The 20,273-nt window shown below is 58.8% G+C and carries 20 protein-coding genes and 3 tRNA genes; 16 read left to right on the top strand and 7 right to left on the bottom strand.

Annotation, left to right across the window (positions count from 1 at the left end; translation table 11 throughout):
• The first annotated feature begins 44 nt into the window (after positions 1-44).
• Positions 45-1,565: a nucleobase:cation symporter-2 family protein gene (locus AD663_RS17240; protein ID WP_053214223.1), complete on the top strand. Its 1,521-nt coding sequence runs from the start codon at positions 45-47 to the stop codon at positions 1,563-1,565.
• A gap of 79 nt (positions 1,566-1,644) precedes the next feature.
• Here AD663_RS17240 and AD663_RS17235 read toward each other — a convergent pair whose 3' ends face one another.
• Positions 1,645-1,995, bottom strand: coding sequence for a hypothetical protein (locus AD663_RS17235; protein WP_003183208.1), 351 nt, complete (start codon positions 1,993-1,995; stop codon positions 1,645-1,647).
• 181 nt (positions 1,996-2,176) lie between these two features.
• Between AD663_RS17235 and AD663_RS17230 the strand changes: the two genes are divergently transcribed.
• Positions 2,177-2,995 carry a shikimate 5-dehydrogenase gene (locus AD663_RS17230; RefSeq protein ID WP_053214222.1) on the top strand — a complete coding sequence of 273 codons (819 nt, stop codon included), beginning with the start codon at positions 2,177-2,179 and terminating at the stop codon, positions 2,993-2,995.
• A gap of 7 nt (positions 2,996-3,002) precedes the next feature.
• On the opposite strand, the gene AD663_RS17225 is transcribed toward AD663_RS17230, so the two are convergent.
• Complete coding sequence (locus AD663_RS17225; RefSeq protein WP_003183204.1) at positions 3,003-3,653, bottom strand: YceH family protein; 651 nt, start codon at positions 3,651-3,653, stop codon at positions 3,003-3,005.
• A gap of 130 nt (positions 3,654-3,783) precedes the next feature.
• Between AD663_RS17225 and AD663_RS17220 the strand changes: the two genes are divergently transcribed.
• Complete coding sequence (locus AD663_RS17220) at positions 3,784-4,293, top strand: DUF1993 family protein (protein ID WP_003183203.1); 510 nt, start codon at positions 3,784-3,786, stop codon at positions 4,291-4,293.
• A 114-nt stretch (positions 4,294-4,407) separates the two neighbouring features.
• On the opposite strand, the gene sstT is transcribed toward AD663_RS17220, so the two are convergent.
• Positions 4,408-5,640 (bottom strand): serine/threonine transporter SstT, encoded by a 1,233-nt coding sequence (gene sstT, locus AD663_RS17215; RefSeq protein ID WP_003183201.1) that lies wholly within the window; start codon positions 5,638-5,640, stop codon positions 4,408-4,410.
• Between the two features lie 277 nt (positions 5,641-5,917).
• On the opposite strand from sstT, the gene AD663_RS17210 reads away from it, so the two are divergent.
• Entirely contained in the window at positions 5,918-7,078 is a 1,161-nt protein-coding gene (locus AD663_RS17210; protein ID WP_053214221.1) for an MFS transporter, read from the top strand.
• Here AD663_RS17210 and nhaR read toward each other — a convergent pair.
• A complete protein-coding gene (gene nhaR / locus AD663_RS17205; protein ID WP_003183194.1) occupies positions 7,075-7,971 on the bottom strand; it encodes a transcriptional activator NhaR in 897 nt (298 codons plus the stop codon). The two genes, AD663_RS17210 and nhaR, sit on opposite strands and share 4 nt — an antisense overlap.
• Before the next feature lie 138 nt (positions 7,972-8,109).
• Here nhaR and AD663_RS17200 point away from each other — a divergent pair, with 138 nt between their 5' ends.
• A complete protein-coding gene (locus AD663_RS17200) occupies positions 8,110-8,361 on the top strand; it encodes a hypothetical protein (RefSeq protein WP_003183192.1) in 252 nt (83 codons plus the stop codon).
• Positions 8,362-8,387: 26 nt separating this feature from the next.
• The gene (locus AD663_RS17195; protein WP_053214220.1) at positions 8,388-9,137 is read left to right on the top strand and encodes a TerC family protein; all 750 of its coding nucleotides are present in this window, start codon (positions 8,388-8,390) and stop codon (positions 9,135-9,137) included.
• Between the two features lie 75 nt (positions 9,138-9,212).
• On the opposite strand, the gene AD663_RS29105 is transcribed toward AD663_RS17195, so the two are convergent.
• Positions 9,213-9,377, bottom strand: a complete 165-nt coding sequence (locus AD663_RS29105; protein WP_172680610.1) for a hypothetical protein — start codon at positions 9,375-9,377, stop codon at positions 9,213-9,215.
• A gap of 225 nt (positions 9,378-9,602) precedes the next feature.
• Here AD663_RS29105 and AD663_RS17190 point away from each other — a divergent pair, with 225 nt between their 5' ends.
• Together AD663_RS17190 and AD663_RS28475 are read left to right on the top strand one after the other, a co-directional pair.
• Entirely contained in the window at positions 9,603-10,280 is a 678-nt protein-coding gene (locus AD663_RS17190) for a hypothetical protein (RefSeq protein WP_003183187.1), read from the top strand.
• Positions 10,281-10,377: 97 nt separating this feature from the next.
• A complete protein-coding gene (locus AD663_RS28475) occupies positions 10,378-10,575 on the top strand; it encodes a DUF6021 family protein (RefSeq protein WP_003183184.1) in 198 nt (65 codons plus the stop codon).
• 44 nt (positions 10,576-10,619) lie between these two features.
• Here the strand turns inward: AD663_RS28475 and pbpG are convergent, their stop codons facing one another.
• Positions 10,620-11,558, bottom strand: coding sequence for a D-alanyl-D-alanine endopeptidase (pbpG, locus tag AD663_RS17185; RefSeq protein ID WP_003183183.1), 939 nt, complete (start codon positions 11,556-11,558; stop codon positions 10,620-10,622).
• A 317-nt stretch (positions 11,559-11,875) separates the two neighbouring features.
• Positions 11,876-12,730: a bifunctional methylenetetrahydrofolate dehydrogenase/methenyltetrahydrofolate cyclohydrolase FolD gene (gene folD, locus AD663_RS17180; protein WP_003183181.1), complete on the bottom strand. Its 855-nt coding sequence runs from the start codon at positions 12,728-12,730 to the stop codon at positions 11,876-11,878.
• Between the two features lie 281 nt (positions 12,731-13,011).
• Here folD and AD663_RS17175 point away from each other — a divergent pair.
• The 8 genes from AD663_RS17175 (at position 13,012) to AD663_RS17140 (ending at position 20,185) form a co-directional block, all read left to right on the top strand.
• Positions 13,012-13,088, top strand: a tRNA-Arg gene (locus tag AD663_RS17175).
• 40 nt (positions 13,089-13,128) lie between these two features.
• A tRNA-His gene (locus tag AD663_RS17170) sits at positions 13,129-13,204 on the top strand.
• Positions 13,205-13,262: 58 nt separating this feature from the next.
• A tRNA-Leu gene (locus AD663_RS17165) sits at positions 13,263-13,347 on the top strand.
• Positions 13,348-13,771: 424 nt separating this feature from the next.
• The gene (gene tig, locus AD663_RS17160; protein ID WP_003183179.1) at positions 13,772-15,082 is read left to right on the top strand and encodes a trigger factor; all 1,311 of its coding nucleotides are present in this window, start codon (positions 13,772-13,774) and stop codon (positions 15,080-15,082) included.
• A 93-nt stretch (positions 15,083-15,175) separates the two neighbouring features.
• Complete coding sequence (gene clpP / locus AD663_RS17155) at positions 15,176-15,817, top strand: ATP-dependent Clp endopeptidase proteolytic subunit ClpP (protein ID WP_003183177.1); 642 nt, start codon at positions 15,176-15,178, stop codon at positions 15,815-15,817.
• A gap of 106 nt (positions 15,818-15,923) precedes the next feature.
• On the top strand, positions 15,924-17,207 hold the full coding sequence (gene clpX / locus AD663_RS17150; RefSeq protein WP_003183176.1) for an ATP-dependent Clp protease ATP-binding subunit ClpX: 1,284 nt from the start codon (positions 15,924-15,926) through the stop codon (positions 17,205-17,207).
• Positions 17,208-17,368: 161 nt separating this feature from the next.
• A complete protein-coding gene (gene lon / locus AD663_RS17145) occupies positions 17,369-19,765 on the top strand; it encodes an endopeptidase La (protein WP_003183172.1) in 2,397 nt (798 codons plus the stop codon).
• Between the two features lie 147 nt (positions 19,766-19,912).
• Positions 19,913-20,185, top strand: coding sequence for an HU family DNA-binding protein (locus AD663_RS17140; RefSeq protein WP_003183171.1), 273 nt, complete (start codon positions 19,913-19,915; stop codon positions 20,183-20,185).
• Positions 20,186-20,273: the final 88 nt, after the last annotated feature.

Genomic DNA, 20,273 nt, shown 5'->3' with positions numbered 1-20,273 from the left:
TGAATACAGTGTGCGCATAACAAAAAACAGGGAATCCCCGAACCATGAAAACGCCCCATGTTTCACTCCCACGGCCCGAGGACGAAAACCTCGGCGTCGGCGCGAATATGGCTTACGGCCTGCAGCATGTGTTGACCATGTACGGTGGCATCGTCGCGGTGCCGTTGATCATCGGCCAGGCGGCCGGGCTTTCGCCGGCGGACATCGGCCTGTTGATTGCGGCGTCATTGTTTGCGGGAGGCCTGGCGACGTTATTGCAAACCCTTGGCCTGCCGTTTTTCGGCTGTCAGTTGCCGTTGGTGCAGGGCGTATCGTTTTCGGGCGTCGCGACCATGGTGGCGATTGTCGGCAGCGGTGGAGAAGGGGGCTTTCAAGCCATTCTTGGCGCGGTCATCGCCGCGTCCCTGATCGGCTTGCTGATTACCCCGGTGTTCTCGCGTATTACCCGATTTTTTCCGCCGCTGGTGACCGGCATCGTCATCACCACCATCGGCCTGACCCTGATGCCGGTAGCGGCGCGCTGGGCCATGGGTGGCAACAGCCACGCCAGCGATTTTGGCAGCATGGCCAATATTGGCCTGGCGGCGGTGACCCTGGTGTTGGTGCTGGTGCTGAGCAAGATGGGCAGTGCGACGATTTCCCGGCTTTCGATCCTGCTGGCGATGGTCATCGGTACGATTATCGCCGTATTCCTTGGCATGGCGGATTTCTCCTCGGTCAGCCAGGGACCGATGTTCGGCTTCCCCACACCCTTTCACTTCGGCATGCCGGCCTTCCACATCGCCGCGATTCTGTCGATGTGCATCGTGATCATGGTGACCCTGGTGGAGACCTCTGCCGACATCCTGGCGGTGGGTGAGATCATCGGCACCAAAGTCGACTCACGGCGCCTGGGTAACGGCCTGCGCGCCGACATGCTGTCGAGCATGATCGCGCCGATCTTCGGTTCCTTCACTCAAAGTGCCTTTGCCCAGAACGTCGGGCTGGTGGCGGTGACCGGCATCAAGAGCCGTTTCGTGGTGGCGACCGGCGGGGTGTTCCTGGTAGTGCTCGGTCTGTTGCCATTCATGGGCCGGGTGATCGCCGCCGTGCCGACTTCTGTGCTGGGCGGCGCCGGTATCGTGCTGTTCGGCACCGTTGCCGCCAGCGGCATCCGTACGCTGTCGAAGGTCGATTACCGTAACAACGTCAATCTGATCATCGTCGCCACTTCCATCGGTTTCGGCATGATTCCCATCGCGGCCCCGAATTTCTATGACCATTTCCCGAGTTGGTTCGCGACCATCTTCCACTCCGGAATCAGCTCCTCGGCCATCATGGCGATCGTGCTGAACCTGGCCTTCAACCACTTCACTACGGGCAACTCGGACCAGCAGTCGGTCTTTGCCGCCGGCACCGAACGGGTGTTGCGTTACCAGGACCTGGCGGCCCTGCGCGAAGGTGACTATTTCAGTGATGGCAAGCTGCATGACTGCGATGGCAACGAAGTGCCGGTGGTGGCCGAGCCCTCCCAAGCCTCAGCCGAGCATGGACCGGCGCGATTGAAAAGCAGCGAGCACGTCTGATTGAGCCGCTGACTGCGCCGCAAAAAAACAGCCTGTGATCCTCGATCACAGGCTGTTTTTTTATAGCCTCAGCGGCTGATTACCAGCGGCCGTAATGACCACGGGGCGGGCCGTAGTAATAGCCACGTGGTGGCCCGTAATACACCGGTGCTGGGCGATAGTAAATCGGTTGTTCTACATACACCGGCTGCGGCTGGTAGTAGACCGGCGGCGGTTGCTGCACGTACACCGGTTGTGGCTGCACGTAGACCGGTTGTTGGACGTACACCGGCCGATCACGGTTGATGAAGGCCGAGCCGACGATGGCTGAACCGACGATGGCGCCAAACACTGCGGGCCCCTCCCAACCACCACGACCGTGGGCGGATGCCTGGCCGGTGACCGTGAGTGCCCCCAGCAGCAGGGCAATGATGGGAAGTTTACGATTCATGTGTTGTTCCTCGTTCCGGCCCCGGCGCCTGTGGTCTGCAACAGACCCGATGAGGGTCGCGGGGATACTTGCTCTGACAGCGATTTTCCCAGGATTTGCGACGCCGTTGGGTAAATATTGTGTAAGGTCTGCCGGGACGGTGATCCCGTCTGTCCGAAAAGAGAATGCAAAGGAGACCCGCGTGCAGATCAATCCGAACAAAGACACCCAATTGTGCATGTCGCTATCGGGACGCCCCGGAAATTTCGGCCTGCGTTTTCATAACCATTTGTATGAGCAACTGGGCCTGAATTTCTATTACAAGGCATTCAGCAGCCAAGACCTGCCTGGCGCAGTCAGGGGAATTCGCGCCCTGGGCATTCGCGGCTGTGGGGTGTCGATGCCGTTCAAGGAGGCTTGTATCGCCCTGGTGGACGAGCTTGACCCTTCCGCCGCGGCCATCCAGTCCATCAATACCATCGTCAACACCCAGGGCCATTTAAAGGCTTACAACACCGACTACATCGCCGTTGCGCAGCTATTGCAGAGCCATGCCGTGCCCAAGGACTCGACCTTTGCCCTGCGCGGCAGCGGGGGCATGGCCAAGGCCGTGGCCAGCGCCTTGCGCGACGGTGGGTACAAAAACGGTCTGATCGTTGCCCGCAATGAAACCACCGGGCGCGCCCTGGCCGAGTCTCTGGGCTATGAGTGGCAAGCCGAACTGGAGGCTCGGCGGCCGCAGATGCTGATCAACGTCACGCCGATCGGCATGACCGGCGGCCCCGAAGCCGAACAGTTGGCATTCGATGCCGAGACCATCGCGGCGGCCGAGACTGTGTTTGATGTCGTGGCGATTCCGTCGCAAACGCCATTGATCGTGCGTGCCCAGGCTGAGGGCAAGCGGGTCATCACCGGGCTGGAAGTCATTGCGATCCAGGCCCTGGAGCAGTTCGTGCTGTATACCGGCGTGCGGCCCAACCTGGAGCAGTTCGAAAAAGCCGTGGCCTTCGCCCGGTCCTGATCGGCGGTTATTCCAGGCGCGCCAAACGCTCTTCCAGTGCTGCGATCCGCGCTTCGAGCTCTTCAATGCGCTCCAGCGACACGCCACCGCTGCCGACGCTACGGTCGGCCGGCTGATGACGGGCGGCAAGAATGGCTTCGATGTCCGCCGGATCGCCCATCGCGTGTACATAGCGGTCTTCGCGCTGGCCGGCCTGGCGCGGCACCAGCAATGCCAGGCCACGGGCGATCAGGCGTTCAAGCTGATGCACCACTTGTTCGGCATCTTCAAAGTCGTGCATCCGACCGCTGCGGGTCAGCAGCTCGTTGACCGTTTGCGGGCCACGCAGGAACAGCAAACCCATCAGGATCACCTGGGCCGGCACCAACTCCAGGGCTTTGTCGACCCGATGTTCCCAACGGTCGGCGCGGCTACCCATCACCAGTCTGGTAAAGCCGCGACCTTCCAGCGCCCGCAGGCTCTGGCCGACCTGGCCGGGGTTGAGGTTCGTCACCGGTTCACGGCTGGTTTTCTGGTTGCAGGCCAGTACCAGCGCGTTCAGCGTCAGCGGGTAGGTTTCGGGGTTGGTGGCCTGTTTCTCGACCAGCGCGCCGAGGATGCGGATTTCCGTGCTGTTGAGCCGTGGTTCTTCAGCCTGATGTTGTTCTTCGATGCTCATCGCGCGTTCCCTATGCTGTGGAAGCCGCCTAGCCTAATCCTTGCGCAATAAAAGACAAGCGGTGCAGTAGCCGTGGCTATAATCGCGCCACGCTTGTTTTGTCCTCTTTTTCCACCTGCATGAGATCGCCATGACTATTTCCCTGTACGCCGCTTCCATCCCGGTCTTCAAACAAATGCTCAACGCCCTGAGCGACGTCCTGAACAAGGCCGAAGCCCACGCCAGCGCGAAAAACATCGAGCCGAACGCTTTGCTGCAAGCCCGTCTGTTCCCGGACATGTTCCCGCTGGTGCGGCAGGTGCAGATCGCCGTGGACTTCGCCAAAGGTGTATCCGCACGCCTGGCCGAGATCGAAGTGCCGAAATACGACGACAGCGAAACCACATTCGCTGACCTGCAAGCCTTGATCGCCAAGGTATTGGCCTTCATCGACGGCATCAGCCCGGCGCAGATCGATGGCAAGGAAAACATTGAAATCGTGACCCGTCCGGGCACGCCGAAGGAAAAACGCTTCACCGGTCAAAACTACCTGCTGACCTACGGTCTGCCGCAGTTCTTCTTCCACGTCACCACCACCTATGCCTTGCTGCGCCACAATGGCGTGGAAGTGGGCAAGCGCGATTACATGGGCGCGTTCTAAACCCGCAGGCATGAAAAAGCCCGGGACGGTGTGAGCCGTTCCCGGGCTTTTTTGTGGCTGTCTGGTTAACTTCTAGGGGATTTGATACCGCTATCGCGAACAGACGACGCGCTTTTAAGCGGTACGCGCGTGCTTTTCTTCCTCACCCAGGCACCCGGCCGCGGTGAACAGCACATCCGTCGACGAATTCAACGCGGTCTCCGCCGAATCCTGCAAGACGCCAATGATGAAGCCCACCGCGACCACCTGCATGGCGACTTCGCTGGGGATCCCGAACAGGCTGCAGGCCAGGGGAATCAGCAGCAGCGAGCCGCCCGCCACGCCGGATGCGCCGCAGGCGCAAATGGCCGCGACGACGCTCAACAACACGGCCGTCGGCACATCCACCGCGATACCCAGGGTGTGCACAGCGGCCAGGGTCAGCACGGTGATGGTGATCGCGGCGCCTGCCATGTTGATGGTCGCACCCAGTGGGATCGACACCGAGTAGGTGTCTTCATGCAGGCCCAGGCGCTTGCTCAGTTCCAGGTTCACCGGAATGTTCGCCGCCGAACTGCGGGTGAAAAACGCCGTGATGCCACTTTCGCGCAAGCAGGTAAACACTAGCGGGAACGGGTTGCGACGCAACTTCCAGAACACGATGAGCGGATTCACCACCAGGGCAACGAATAGCATGCAGCCAATCAAGACCGTGAGCAGGTGCAGGTAGCCCAGCAAGGCACCGAAGCCGGACGTGGCCAGGGTCGATGCCACCAGGCCGAAAATCCCCAGCGGCGCGAAGCTGATCACCAGGCGCACGATCACGGTCACGCCGTTGGACAGGTCGCCGAGCACGGTGCGTGTGGTTTCGCCGGCATGGCGAATGGCGATGCCCATACCAATGGCCCAGGCCAGGATGCCGATGAAATTACCCTCCATCAGTGCCCGGACCGGGTTGTCCACCACACTGAGCAACAGGCTCTGCAGCACCTCGCCGATGCCGCCGGGCGCGGTGACGGCGACATCCTGGGTCGACAGCACGAGGCTGGAGGGAAACAGCGTACTGGCAACCACCGCGACCACCGCTGCGGCGAAAGTGCCCAGCAGGTAAAGGAACAGGATCGGTCGGATGTGGGTTTCCTGGCCGTGCTTGTGGTTGGCGATCGACGCCATCACCAGTACGAACACCAGGATCGGCGCGACGGCCTTGAGCGCGGACACGAAGACCTTGCCAATGAACGCGGTGGACTTGGCCAGGTCGGGCGCCAGCCATGCCAGGACGATACCAGCAATCAGACCAATGATGATTCGCGTCACCAGGCTGGTGCGCTTGAGGCGTTGCAAAGGGGTAACGGACGAAGCTGTCATAGCGGCATCTCTGATTTTATTGTGTACGACGGTCGACGAGTCAGGGCAACAAGCGGGCAGGCCACATGAGCGGACCGAGGGAAAGTACGGGGTTTGCAGGCCGCGGACTTTATCACAGGCCGAGGAAAAATCTGACGGACCTGTGACGATCCGTCACCCGGTGTGCATGCGCGTTTGTCTGGTGGGCGCATTCTGTTAGGCTTTGCCCTATCAACTTTCCATTCCGCCAGCGAGCCTTCGGGCTAACGCTGGTGTCGTCGTTTTGCTGGAGTTCTGCATGTTGTTACCCATTTTCCTGCTGTCGGCCGCCGGTTTTACCGTGCTGACCACGGAATTCGTCATCGTCGGCCTGTTGCCATCCATCGCTCGCGACCTGCACGTCACCATTCCCCAAGCGGGGCTGCTGGTGACGCTGTTTGCGTTTACGGTGGCGGCGTTCGGGCCATTCCTGACGGCCTGGTTCGCCCGTTTCGAGCGACGCAAGTTGTTTATCAGCGTGCTGGTGATGTTCGGCCTGGCCAACCTGCTGGCGACGTTCGCCCCCAACATCTGGGTGATGGCCATTGCCCGCTTGACACCGGCCCTGGGGTTGCCGGTGTTCTGGGCCCTGGCCAGTGAAACGGCGGTGGACATTGTCGGGCCTGAGTACGCTGGGCGCGCCATCGCCCGGATCGGCTTCGGCATCGTTTGTGCGACGGTGTTCGGTATTCCGGTAGGGACATTGATTTCCGATGCGTTTGGCTGGCGCAGCGCCTTTGCGATCCTGGCGGTCATCGCCTTCGCCAAGGCGTTGTTGCTGTTTATCTACCTGCCTAAAACCAACCTGCACCAGCAGCAGGTGAGCTTGCGTTCGCAGTTCAAGATCCTGCGCAGCCCGCTGATGCAGGGGCATGTGCTGTTATCGATCCTGGTCTTCAGCGGCATGTTCACGGCCTACACCTATCTAGCGGATATTCTTGAGCGCCTTGCCGGTTTCGACGGCACGTTGGTGGGCTGGTGCCTGATGGGCTTTGGCGCCGTCGGGCTGCTGGGCAATTCGTTGGGCGGTCGTGCGGTGGACAAGCACCCGTTGATCGCGTCGATGGTGTTTTGCCTGTTCCTGATCGGCGGCGTGGTGGCGTTGGTGCCGAGCATTCATTCGCCCCTCGCGCTGGCGGCGGCGATGGGTATCTGGGGCGTGACCCAGGCTGCGTTGTTCCTGGTCAGCCACGTGCGGTTGATGAAGGCGGCCCCGCAAGCCCCGGCGTTTGCTGCATCGTTGAACATTGCCGGGGCCAACCTGGGGATTGGCCTGGGCGCGATGGTCGGTGGTCGGGTCATCGATACGCTGGGGCTGGGCAGCGTCGGGTTTGCGGCGGCCGGTTTCATCTTCGTATCGATTCTGCTGGCGTTGCTGTTGATGACCTTCAAGCCTCGCGCGGCTTGCACCGATGCCTAAACGCTGAACAGCTCGCGTCGAGCGCCCTCGGCAATCGCAACGATGCCCGGGTGGCTGACCTTGCGTTCCACGGAAATGGCGTAGAAGGATTCGCTGACCGCGTCGGTCTGGCCGATCACCTGCACGCCATATTGGCGCTTTACCTCGTCGGCGATCACGCTCGGGCCAATGAAAATCCCGCTGCCTGATTGGCCGAAGGCCTGCATCAACGCGCTGTCGTCGAACTCGCCGACGATGCGCGGTTGGATTTGTTGCTCGGCGAACCAGCGCTGCAAGCGGCTGCGCACGACGGTCTCGGGCCCCGGGATCAGCAATGGGGCATCGTGCAGACCATGGGGGAAATCCGTCCCGTAGCGCTCGGCCAGGGCGGCGGTGGCGAAAAAGCTGATCCCACATTCCCCCAGCTTCTGGCTATAACCCTTGATGTCCAGATGAGTGGGCATCGGGCTGTCGGAAATCACCAGGTCCAGACGCTGGATCGCCAGGTCCGCCAGCAGTCTTTCGAGCTTGTCCTCGCGACAAGTGATGCGCAGCGGTTCAGTCAATTCCATGGTCGGCGCCAGCAGCCGATAGACGATGGACTTGGGCACCACGTCTGCCACCCCAACCCGAAACAGGGTTTGCTGCTCGTTGGGCTGGGCCCGCAGCATCAGTTCCAGCTCGCCCCCGAGCTGAAACATATGTTCGGCGTAGGGCAAGGTCTGGCGGCCGGCCTCGGTCAGTTCCAGTTGGCGCCCGACGCGGCGAAACAATTTGATGTTATAGGTTTGCTCGAACAGGGAGATCTGTCCGCTGATGGTTTGTGGGGTCAGGTTCAGCTGCTCGCACGCCCGCACAATGCTGCCTGTTTTCGCCACGACCCAGAAGTAATGCAGTTGTCGGTAATTGAGCATGGTGTCACTTGAGTTCGTAAAAACCGAAGTATAGCCGCTGAAAATACGAATTTTCCTGAAGTATTAGGCTCTCTAGAATGCCTCGCCATTGGTGTGCCACCCTCGTGCGCCTTCTCATTCTTCAAGAGGCATCGACTCATGACATACAAATCCCTTGGGCTGACGGCTTTACTGATGGTGTCTTCCCTGACACTGGCAGGCTGCGAGCAGGCCGAAAAAAGCGCCCAACAACTGATGGGACAAGCTGCCGAAACCGCCAAGCAGGCCATCGACGATACCCACAAGGCGGCCGAGCAGGCCTTGAGCGAAGCCACTGGCGGGTTGATCAGCCCGAAGAAAGAGCCGGCGGACGAAGCTGACCAAACACAAGCCCCTACCAAAACCATCTAACTCGGCACATCAGTCAGGACTGACCCATGGATTATCTTTTACAGCTCGCCGCCAGCCCCACCGCGTGGATCGCCTTGGCTACCTTGGTTGTCATGGAAATCGTGCTCGGCATCGATAACCTCATTTTCATTTCGATTCTGACCAACAAATTGCCCGAACAGCATCGCGCCAAGGCTCGGCGAGTCGGTATCGGCATGGCCCTGATCCTGCGCCTGGGCTTGCTGAGCACTATCGCCTTTATCGTCCAGTTGACTGAGCCGGTCTTCGAGATCCTTGGCCAGGCGTTCTCCTGGAAGGACATGATCCTGATCGCCGGCGGCCTGTTCCTGCTGTGGAAAGCCACCACGGAAATCCACCACAGCATGGACCCTGCGCCGAACGATCCGAAATCGGCCACGTCTGGCGTGACGTTGGGTTTTGCCGCTGCGATCGGGCAGATCCTGATGCTGGACTTGGTGTTCTCCATCGACAGCATCATCACGGCCGTGGGCATGACCGAGCACTTGCCGATCATGATCATCGCCGTGGTGATCTCGGTGCTGGTGATGTTGTTGGCAGCCGAGCCGTTGGCCAAGTTCATCAATGACAACCCGACGGTGGTCATGTTGGCCCTGGGCTTCCTGATCATGATCGGTATGACACTGATCGCCGAAGGCTTCGGCGCCCATGTGCCCAAGGGCTATATCTATGCGGCCATGGCGTTCTCGGCGGCGATCGAGGTGCTGAACATGATGTCCCGCCGTGCCCGGCAAAAGGCATCGTCCGAACAAGCCTGATTCAAGGCGCGCGCAAACCGTCCGGGTTCGAGCCCGGGCGGTTTTTTTTGTCTGGTTTTTCTGCGTGGCTGGCTGTCAGTGGGCGGCGGCGTGACGACGGGTGGTTTTCTCGGCTTTTCCCGGCTGTGCAGACGGCGCGTGATGATGGCGGCGAGCAATGCGCAGCACGCCCCACAGCATGGCAGTCGCTACGCTTAGCCAGCCGAATATCAGCATCAGAATTGTCGTGGTCAGGCTCATCGGCGCCTCCTTCTGCCCCGGCTCAGGGGCCATGCACTCGGTACAATGGACAGTCTAGTCGCTCAAGTGTTGCAGGCAGTCGATCGTTGGCGCTTGGCCATGGACCGCTTGGTTCTATCGCAACGTCGCAACTGCGGTTTAAGGCTATACCCAGGCGTGTGGGCGCCTTATGATCGACGGCCCAAGCCTGGCCCGGATATCGGGTACCTGAACAAGAGAGTCATCATGTTGCCGGTAATTTCCTCTTTTCGATCACTGGTATTGGCCACGGCCTGTTTCGCGGCCCTCGCTGGTTGCGCGGGCGGCGTGTCACCGCAGATCCAGCGCCTGCCCGAACGAGTGGAGCTCAACAGCGTGCCGTTCTTCCGTGGCGAACTGTATCAGGGCGCGCCGCAGTCCCTGGCCGCCTTGCTGACGTTGCAGGGCACCGTGATCACGCCGGGGTTGCTGGAAAAACCGTTGCACCTGCCGGGGGGCGAAGCGGCGTTGCAGCAAAACATGCAGACCCTGGTGCGCGAGTACGGCCTGGTGGTGTACCCCCTCGACGGCAGACTGCCCGCACTGTTGGAGCAGGTCGCGGCGGGCTATCCCGTGTTGGTGCGCTATATCGACGGTTCGGTATTCTGGGCAGAACCGCGATACGGGATCCTCGCGGGCTACAACCGTCAGAAACAGACGGTCTTGCTGCGCTCAGGCATGAACCGGCGGCAGTTGATGAGCTTCAGTGCTTTCGAATCGGCCTTCAAGAGCGCGGGTGGTTGGGCGGTGCTGGCCCAACGGCCCACCGAGCTTCCGGCCAGTGTCGACTCGCAGCGCTGGCTCAAAGCGGCTGCCGATTTGGCCGGGGCAGGGCAGGAACAAGCCGCGGCGCGGGCGACCAAGGCCCTGGGCGCCGCACACTGACGCCAGTCCCGTTCGTCACTTGCCGGGCACGCCCGGCCATGCCTGGGCTCTTATCGTCAGGGTACGGAATTTCCCGACCGTGATCGAGGAGGCATGCATGGCACAGTCCAAAACACCTACGGGGCCACATTCATCAGAGCATTCTTCAGGAGATGACCTGGGCTTCGATCCGGACTCGCCGGATCTTGATGATCCCCAGGTCGATCCGGTAGGGCCGGCCAAGGCACCGCTGGACGAGAAAAAAGAGCAGGAGAAACCCAAGTCGTATGATCCGCTGGGGGATCTCAAGCACTGAGCAAAAAAAGCCCCGACAAATCGGGGCTCTTTTTTTGAAGCGGATTATTTGGACGCTTCCACCACGCCACTCTGGCGACTCTTGAGATTCTTGGCTGCTTTATATTGAAGGGCCACTGCCGGCACGTTGGTGCTTTTACCGGTTTCCATCCAACTTCGAATCCGGCTGGCATCGGCGAAGTGCGTGTACTTGCCAAAAGCATCGAGAATGACCAGCGCCATCGGGCGATCATTCATTTTTGTCACCAGCACCAGGCAATGGCCCGCTTCATTGGTAAAGCCGGTCTTGGTCAGTTGGATGTCCCAGTTGGCCTTGTGGACCAAGTGGTCGGTGTTGCGAAAACCCAGGCTGTAGACCGGTTTGCGGAAGGTCACGGTCTTTTCCTTGGTGGTACTCAGTTCGCTCAGCAGCGGATATTTGCGCGCGGCGATCAGCAGTTTGGTCAGGTCCCTGGCGGTTGAGACGTTGTGGATCGACAGGCCCGTGGGTTCGACGTAATGGGTGCTGGTCATGCCCAATGCCTTGGCCTTGGCGTTCATGGCTGCGATGAACGCTGCGTAACCGCCCGGATAATGGTGGGCGAGGCTAGCGGCGGCACGGTTTTCCGAAGACATCAAGGCAATCAGCAGCACGTCTCGGCGTGACAGTTCGCTGTTGAGTTTGACCCGGGAAAACACGCCTTTCATTTCGGGGGTGTTGGTGATGGTGATGGAAATGTATTCATCAAGGTTCTGCTTGGCGTCCAGCACGACCAGGCCGGTCATCAGCTTGGTTACGGAAGCGATGGGCACCACCACGTCTGGATTGCTCGAATAAACGACTTTGTCTGTCTGCAGGTCCAGCAGGATCGCGCTGCCCGAGGCAACTTGCAACTTCGTGGTGTCTCGTGGAGGGGCGATGGTTTCCTGCGCGCTGGACGTTTGCGTGATGAAGAGGCCCGTGAAAGCAAAGAACAGGCTGAAGATCGAAATACGGATTTTCACGCGAATAGACTCGATGAAGTTGAAGATGTCGTTCAGCGACGACTATAGAAAAAACGTCGCATTTTAGGAGTATGGGCGACAACAGCGCTACATGCCTGTACCACTGGGAGGGCTGAATAAATAAAATTTAATGCAGGCGTGATTGTGGCGAATCGAATCTGAAAAATTCGTAATGTGCGCGACTCGAATTTCCTGGCGCCAGAAGCACCTGTGGGAGCGAGCTTGTTCGCGATAGCGGTGTAGCATCCGACTTGGATGTCGGCCGGGCTACAGCTATCGCGAGCAAGCTCGCTCCCACAGGTCTTGGTTGACGCGGATCAGCTGTGCAGCGTCTCTGCTGCGTACAGTGTGTTTTCCAGCAGGCAGGCTCGGGTCATCGGGCCTACACCGCCAGGAACCGGGGTGATCCAGCCCGCGCGGGGCAGGGCGGTCTCGTAGATGACGTCGCCCACCAGTTTGCCATCCTCCTGGCGGTTGATGCCCACGTCGATGACGATGGCGCCTTCCTTGATCCACTCGCCTTTCACCAGGCCGGGCTTGCCGGCGGCCACGACCACCAGGTCCGCACGACCGACATGGCCGGCCAGGTCCTTGGTGAAGCGGTGGGTCACGGTGACGGTGCAGCCCGCCAGCAGCAGCTCCATGGCCATCGGGCGGCCAACAATGTTGGACGCGCCCACGACCACGGCGTCAAGGCCATACAGATCAACGCCAGTGCTTTCCAGCAGCGTCATGATGCCTTTGGGGGTGCAAGGGCGAAGCAGCGGGATGCGCTGGGCCAGGCGACCGACGTTATAAGGGTGGAAACCGTCGACGTCCTTGTCCGGGCGGATGCGCTCCAACAGCTTGGAGGCGTCGAGGTGTTCAGGCAGTGGAAGCTGGAGCAGAACGCCGTCGATGTTCGGATCATCATTGAGGCGGTCGATCAGATCGGCCAACGCTTGCTGGGTGGTTTCGGAAGGCAGGTCGTAGGCCTGGGAAAGGAAGCCGACCTCTTCACAGTCTTTACGCTTGTGCGAGACATAAACCTGAGAGGCAGGATCGCTGCCGACCAGGATCACCGCAAGGCCGGGCGTGCGCAGGCCTTGCTGGCGGCGCTCGGTGACTCGTTGGGCGATCTGCTGGCGCAGGCTGGCGGCGATCGATTTGCCGTCGATAAGTTGTGCAGTCATTGCGCGTGGTTAACCATCGAGAGGGGAAAAAAAGAGAACGCATTCTCGCATGCCAGGGCGTGAGGGCAAAGGCGCTTGGTCTGCAAATTCCCCTAACCCCTTTAATTAAATGAATTTTTTTTAAAAAAGAGTTGACGACCTATCAGGCCGTCTATAACATTCGTCGCACTTGTCGGGCACAGCCTAGCACTGGTTAAGAAGGCGGAGCGGAGTTGGTTGTTTCAACTCGGTGAAACTGAAAGCACTTAGTTTGTAATCGTCCAAGAATACAGATTAAAAAGGCGCCCGTAGCTCAGCTGGATAGAGCATCCGCCTTCTAAGCGGATGGTCGCAGGTTCGAGTCCTGCCGGGTGCGCCATTAGGCAGCTTTGGCACAAGTAAGGCAACAAGGCAATATGGTGGGCGTAGCTCAGTTGGTAGAGCACGGGATTGTGACTCCCGTTGTCGTGGGTTCGATCCCCATCGTCCACCCCATATTCTAGAAAGGCGCCAGATCTAACAATCTGGCGCCTTTGCTTTAAAAGCTTGATACGCGGATGTGGTGGAATTGGTAGACACACTGGATTTAGGTTCCAGCGCCGCAAGGTGTGAGAGTTCGAGTCTCTCCGTCCGCACCATACAAGTCGCTATTTAAATAGCAGAAAACGGCGCAGTACCTGAAAGGGGCTGCGCCGTTTTTGTTTTTGATGGGTTCTGTGTTTGTCGCCAGCTCCATTTCCGGAGTGGGCACGCAGCGATCGATTCCTCACGATTGTGTTTCGTGATGATGCGCGGCATGCCCGTCGGTCTCTTTGTGGGGCTGGGAGTTTTGTGCAGGCCCATAACGCTTCTATATATAGAAGCGCGGGCGCAGAGCCTTGGACTGATCAACTGTATATGCAATCCGGGCGGGGCATGCCTGTTTGCCTCGTCCGTAAATTCGGCGCCTGTTTCCTGCGCGTTTTCAGTAGGGTGACTTCTTGAGTTTGACCTACTAGAATGCATGCCCTTGATTCTGGGGTCGGAAACGCCCGGCCAACGTCTGTGCAACGAGGAATATCCATGCAAGTTTCTGTTGAAAATACTTCTGCTCTTGAGCGCCGCATGAGCATCACCGTGCCGGCTGAGCGCATCGAGACTCAGGTCAACAAGCGTCTGCAGCAGACTGCCCAAAAGGCCAAAATCCCAGGTTTCCGCCCAGGCAAAGTGCCAATGAGCGTGATCCGTCAGCGTTATGAAGCTGATGCGCGTCAGGAAGCCGTGGGCGACGTGATCCAGTCTTCGTTCTACGAAGCAGTGGTCGAGCAGAAGCTGAACCCGGCTGGCGCACCGTCCGTCGAGCCTAAAGTGCTGGAAAAAGGCAAGGACCTGGAATTCGTCGCCACGTTCGAAGTGTTCCCTGAGTTTACTGTTGCCGGCTTCGAGTCCATTGCCGTCGAGCGCCTGAGCGCCGACGTGTCGGATGCCGACCTGGACAAGATGCTGGACATCCTGCGCAAGCAGAACACCCGTTTTGAAGTGGCCGATCGTGCCGCCCAGAACGAAGATCAGCTGAACATCGATTTCGTTGGCAAAGTCGACGGCGAAGTGTTCGCTGGCGGTTCCGCCAAGGCCACCCAGCTGGTGCTGGGCTCCGGTCGCATGATCCCCGGTTTCGAAGATGGCCTGGTTGGCGCCAAGGCCGGCGAAGAGCGCGTTCTGAACGTGACCTTCCCAGAGGATTACCAGAACCTGGACCTGGCTGGCAAAGCCGCCGAGTTCACCGTGACCGTCAACAGTGTTTCCGCGCCGACGCTGCCTGAGCTGAACGAAGAGTTCTTCGCCCAGTTCGGTATCAAGGAAACCGGTCTGGAAGGTTTCCGCACCGAAGTTCGCAAGAACATGGAGCGTGAGCTGCGCCAGGCCATCAAGTCCAAGGTCAAGAACCAGGTCATGGACGGTCTGCTGGCTTCCAACCCGATCGAAGTGCCAAAGGCGCTGCTGGACAACGAAGTGAACCGTCTGCGCGTGCAGGCTGTTCAGCAGTTCGGCGGCAACATCAAGCCGGACCAACTGCCTGCCGAGCTGTTCGAAGAGCAAGCCAAGCGCCGTGTCGTGCTGGGCCTGATCGTGGCCGAAGTGGTCAAGCAGTTCGAGCTCAAGCCTGACGAAGCCCGCGTTCGTGAGCTGATCCAGGAAATGGCTTCGGCCTATCAAGAGCCTGAGCAAGTCGTGTCCTGGTACTACAAGAACGAGCAGCAACTGAACGAAGTCCGTTCGGTTGTGCTGGAAGAACAAGTTGTGGATACTGTTCTGCAGAAAGCTAGCGTGACCGATAAAGCGGTCTCTTACGAAGAAGCGGTCAAGCCGGTGGAAGCTCCACAAGCCGATTGATGGTTCTGCGGTAAGAAATAAACACCCATAAGCCAGCCTTCGTGCTGGCTTATGCGTATTCAAGACATAACTATTTGGGAGTGACTGCGAGACATGTCCCGCAATTCTTTTTATCAGCAGAGCTCTGACATCCAAGCCGCAGGCGGCCTGGTCCCGATGGTTATCGAGCAGTCCGCCCGTGGCGAACGTGCCTATGACATCTACTCGCGTCTGCTCAAGGAACGCGTCATCTTCCTGATCGGCCCCGTTGAAGACTACATGGCCAACCTGGTCGCGGCGCAGCTGTTGTTCCTTGAAGCGGAAAACCCGGACAAGGATATCCATCTCTACATCAACTCACCTGGCGGTTCGGTGACGGCTGGCATGTCGATCTACGACACCATGCAGTTCATCAAGCCCGACGTTTCCACCATCTGCATCGGCCAGGCCTGCAGCATGGGCGCGTTCCTGCTCGCCGGTGGCGCAGCGGGCAAGCGTCACTGCCTGCCTAACTCGCGGATGATGATTCACCAGCCATTGGGCGGCTTCCAGGGCCAGGCGTCGGATATCGATATCCATGCCAAGGAAATCCTCCATATACGTTCGCGCCTGAATTCGCTGCTGGCCCATCACACCGGCCAAAGCCTCGAAACCATTGAGCGTGATACCGAGCGTGACAACTTCATGAGCGCCGAGCGTGCAGCCGAATACGGCCTGATCGACTCTGTGATCAACAAGCGTCAAATGCCTGCCTAAGCGGCTCAGATGCAGGTGGTTGGGATGACCGGCCGCCTGCGGGCTTGAAAAAGCCCGCAATTGCCTTCATCTTGTGTTGCAAGCCTATCGGATTTGGATCGATCGAATGACTGACACCCGCAACGGCGAGGACAACGGCAAACTGCTCTATTGCTCCTTCTGTGGCAAAAGCCAGCATGAAGTACGCAAATTGATTGCCGGCCCCTCGGTCTTCATTTGCGACGAGTGCGTCGACCTGTGCAATGACATCATCCGCGAGGAGGTGCAGGAAGCCCAGGCCGAAAGCAGCGCGCATAAGTTGCCTTCGCCTAAAGAAATCAGCGGCATCCTTGACCAATATGTAATTGGTCAGGAGCGTGCGAAAAAAGTACTGGCCGTAGCGGTGTACAACCACTACAAGCGCCTGAACCAACGTGACAAGAAAAATGACGACGTCGAACTCGGCAAGAGCAACATCCTGCTGATCGGCCCGACAGGCTCGGGTAAGACTTTGCTTGCCGAGACCCTGGCCCGCTTACTGAACGTTCCGTTCACCATCGCCGACGCAACCACCCTTACCGAGGCTGGCTATGTGGGTGAGGACGTCGAGAACATCATTCAGAAGCTGCTGCAGAAGTGCGACTACGATGTGGAAAAGGCCCAGATGGGCATTGTTTACATCGACGAAATCGACAAGATTTCCCGCAAGTCCGATAACCCGTCCATCACCCGGGATGTTTCCGGCGAGGGCGTGCAGCAGGCCTTGCTCAAGTTGATCGAAGGTACGGTCGCTTCCGTTCCGCCCCAAGGCGGTCGCAAGCATCCGCAGCAAGAGTTCCTGCAGGTCGACACCCGCAACATCCTGTTCATCTGTGGTGGCGCGTTCTCTGGCCTGGAAAAGGTTATCCAGAACCGTTCCACTCGTGGCGGCATCGGTTTCAACGCCGAAGTGCGCAGCAAGGAAGAAGGCAAGAAGGTGGGCGAATCCCTGCGTGAAGTCGAACCTGACGATTTGGTCAAGTTCGGTCTGATCCCGGAGTTCGTCGGTCGTCTGCCGGTCCTGGCCACGCTGGACGAGTTGGATGAAGCGGCATTGATGCAGATTCTGACCGAGCCGAAAAATGCGTTGACCAAGCAATATGCCAAGCTGTTCGAGATGGAAGGCGTAGACCTGGAGTTCCGTTCCGACGCGCTGAAGTCGGTCGCCAAGCGTGCCCTGGAGCGTAAAACCGGTGCCCGTGGGTTGCGCTCGATTCTGGAAGGTGTATTGCTCGACACGATGTATGAAATCCCCTCGCAATCCGAGGTGAGCAAAGTCGTGATCGACGAAAGTGTGATAGAAGGCAAGTCCAAGCCACTGTATATCTACGAAAACAGTGAGCCGGCTGCCAAGGCCGCACCGGACGCTTAAGCGTCCGACCGGCGGAACAAAGAAGGGGCCTTCGGGCCCCTTTGCTTTTTGCGCGATTTAGACGCGTCTTGGCGCTTGTTTTTTTTCAAGCCTGCCCCCATCTTGGTTTCAAGCTTACTCCCATCTGTTTCCGGCCTTAGGGCCGCCGTAGAGGCGAAATCATGAAGACAACCATCGAATTGCCTCTCCTGCCATTGCGTGATGTCGTGGTGTATCCGCACATGGTTATCCCGCTGTTCGTGGGGCGCGAGAAGTCTATCGAAGCCCTCGAGGCTGCGATGACGGGTGACAAGCAGATTCTTCTGCTGGCTCAGAGAAATCCTGCTGACGACGATCCCGGCGAAGACGCGCTGTATCGCGTAGGTACGATTGCAACGGTCCTGCAGTTGCTCAAGCTGCCCGATGGCACCGTCAAGGTGCTGGTCGAAGGTGAGCAGCGCGGTGCTGTCGAGCGTTTCAGTGAAGTGGACGGCCATTGCCGGGCCGAAGTGTCGCTGATCGAAGAAGTCGATGCACCGGCGCGCGAATCCGAGGTGTTTGTCCGCAGCCTGCTGTCTCAATTCGAGCAATACGTGCAGTTGGGCAAGAAGGTGCCTGCGGAAGTGCTGTCGTCGCTCAACAGCATCGACGAGCCTGGCCGTCTGGTCGATACGATGGCGGCCCACATGGCCCTCAAGATCGAACAGAAGCAGGAAATTCTCGAGATCGTTGATTTGTCGGCTCGTGTCGAACACGTGCTGGCATTGCTCGATGGTGAGATTGATCTGTTGCAGGTCGAAAAACGCATTCGTGGTCGCGTCAAGAAGCAGATGGAGCGCAGCCAGCGCGAGTATTACCTGAATGAGCAAATGAAGGCCATTCAGAAAGAGCTCGGTGATGGCGATGAAGGTCACAACGAGATCGAAGAGCTGAAAAAGCGCATCGATGCGGCCGGCCTGCCCAAGGATGCGCTCGCCAAGGCCCAGGCTGAGCTGAACAAGCTCAAGCAGATGTCACCAATGTCTGCTGAAGCGACTGTCGTGCGTTCCTACATCGACTGGCTCGTCCAGGTGCCATGGAAAGCCCAGAGCAAGGTGCGCCTGGACCTGGCGCGCGCCGAAGACATCCTCGACGCCGACCATTACGGGCTGGAAGAGGTCAAGGAGCGCATCCTTGAGTACCTCGCCGTGCAGAAGCGCGTGAAGAAGATTCGTGGCCCGGTTCTGTGCCTGGTCGGTCCTCCTGGGGTTGGTAAAACTTCCCTGGCCGAGTCGATTGCCCACGCTACCAATCGGAAATTCGTCCGCATGGCCCTCGGCGGCGTACGCGATGAAGCGGAAATTCGTGGTCACCGTCGGACTTACATCGGTTCGATGCCAGGAAGATTGATTCAAAAGATGACAAAGGTGGGGGTGCGCAACCCGCTGTTCCTTTTGGATGAAATCGACAAGATGGGCAGCGACATGCGCGGCGATCCAGCGTCTGCGTTGCTCGAAGTGCTCGATCCGGAGCAGAATCACAATTTCAACGATCATTATCTTGAGGTCGATTACGACCTGTCCGATGTAATGTTCCTCTGCACCTCCAACTCCATGAACATTCCGCCAGCGTTGCTGGATCGGATGGAGGTGATTCGTCTGCCGGGCTACACCGAAGACGAGAAGATCAACATCGCCGTGAAGTACCTTTCGCCCAAGCAGATCCAGGCCAATGGCCTGAAGAAAGGCGAGCTGGAGTTCGACGAGGAAGCGATTCGCGACATTATCCGCTACTACACCCGTGAAGCCGGTGTGCGTGGTCTGGAGCGGCAGATTGCCAAGGTCTGCCGCAAGGCGGTCAAGGAGCATGCGCTGGAAAAACGCTTCGCGGTCAAGGTCACTTCGGACCTGCTGGAGCATTTCCTGGGTGTGCGTAAATTCCGCTACGGCCTGGCCGAGCAGCAGGACCAGATCGGTCAGGTGACCGGCTTGGCGTGGACGCAGGTCGGCGGTGAGCTGCTGACCATCGAGGCGGCTGTAGTGCCGGGCAAGGGGCAGTTGATCAAGACCGGCTCCCTGGGCGACGTGATGGTGGAATCGATCACGGCGGCACTGACAGTGGTTCGCAGCCGTGCCCGCAGCCTGGGGATCCCGCTGGATTTCCATGAGAAGCGTGACACGCATATCCATATGCCGGAAGGGGCTACGCCCAAGGATGGCCCAAGCGCAGGCGTAGGCATGTGCACGGCCCTGGTGTCGGCATTGACCGGTATTCCGGTGCGCGCCGATGTCGCCATGACGGGTGAAATCACACTGCGTGGTCAGGTATTGGCCATTGGTGGCTTGAAGGAAAAACTGCTGGCGGCTCACCGTGGCGGGATCAAGATTGTGATCATTCCCGAAGAGAACGTGCGTGATCTGAAGGAAATTCCTGACAATATTAAGCAGGATCTTCAAATCAAACCTGTTAAATGGATTGACGAGGTCCTGCAAATTGCGCTGCAATACGCGCCGGAGCCCTTACCGGATGTGGCTCCGGAGATTGTCGCGAAGGATGAAAAGCGAGAGTCTGACTCTAAGGAAAGAATTAGCACGCATTAATACGCATTTGCCTGGGGGGCTTCCTTGACAGTTTTTTAGAGCCCTTGTTATAAAGCGGCTCTTAAGTGTTTGCAGGCCATTCAGCGCTCGTTTTTGCATTACCAAAAAAACTTAGAATCATCTCAAAATAGATAAAGGGGACTTAGAGTGAACAAGTCGGAACTGATTGATGCTATCGCTGCATCCGCTGATATCCCGAAAGCTGCTGCTGGCCGTGCGCTGGACGCTGTAATCGAATCCGTCACTGGCGCTCTGAAGGCTGGCGACTCCGTGGTTCTGGTTGGTTTCGGCACCTTCTCCGTAACTGATCGTCCAGCGCGTACCGGTCGCAACCCGCAGACCGGTAAGACTCTGGAAATCCCTGCTGCCAAGAAGCCAGGCTTCAAAGCTGGTAAAGCGCTGAAAGAAGCCGTTAACTAAGGTTTCGTTGAGTTTATCCGGGTCGGGGTCATGCCTGGCTTGGCAGCGGAGCGGTAATACGGCCGGTTGCAACCGGTCTGGCACGCCA

The organism is Pseudomonas sp. Q12-87 (assembly GCF_001269755.1).
In the GTDB taxonomy this organism is placed as follows: Bacteria; Pseudomonadota; Gammaproteobacteria; order Pseudomonadales; family Pseudomonadaceae; genus Aquipseudomonas; species Aquipseudomonas fluorescens_S.
This window is presented reverse-complemented; position numbering and strand designations above follow the sequence as displayed.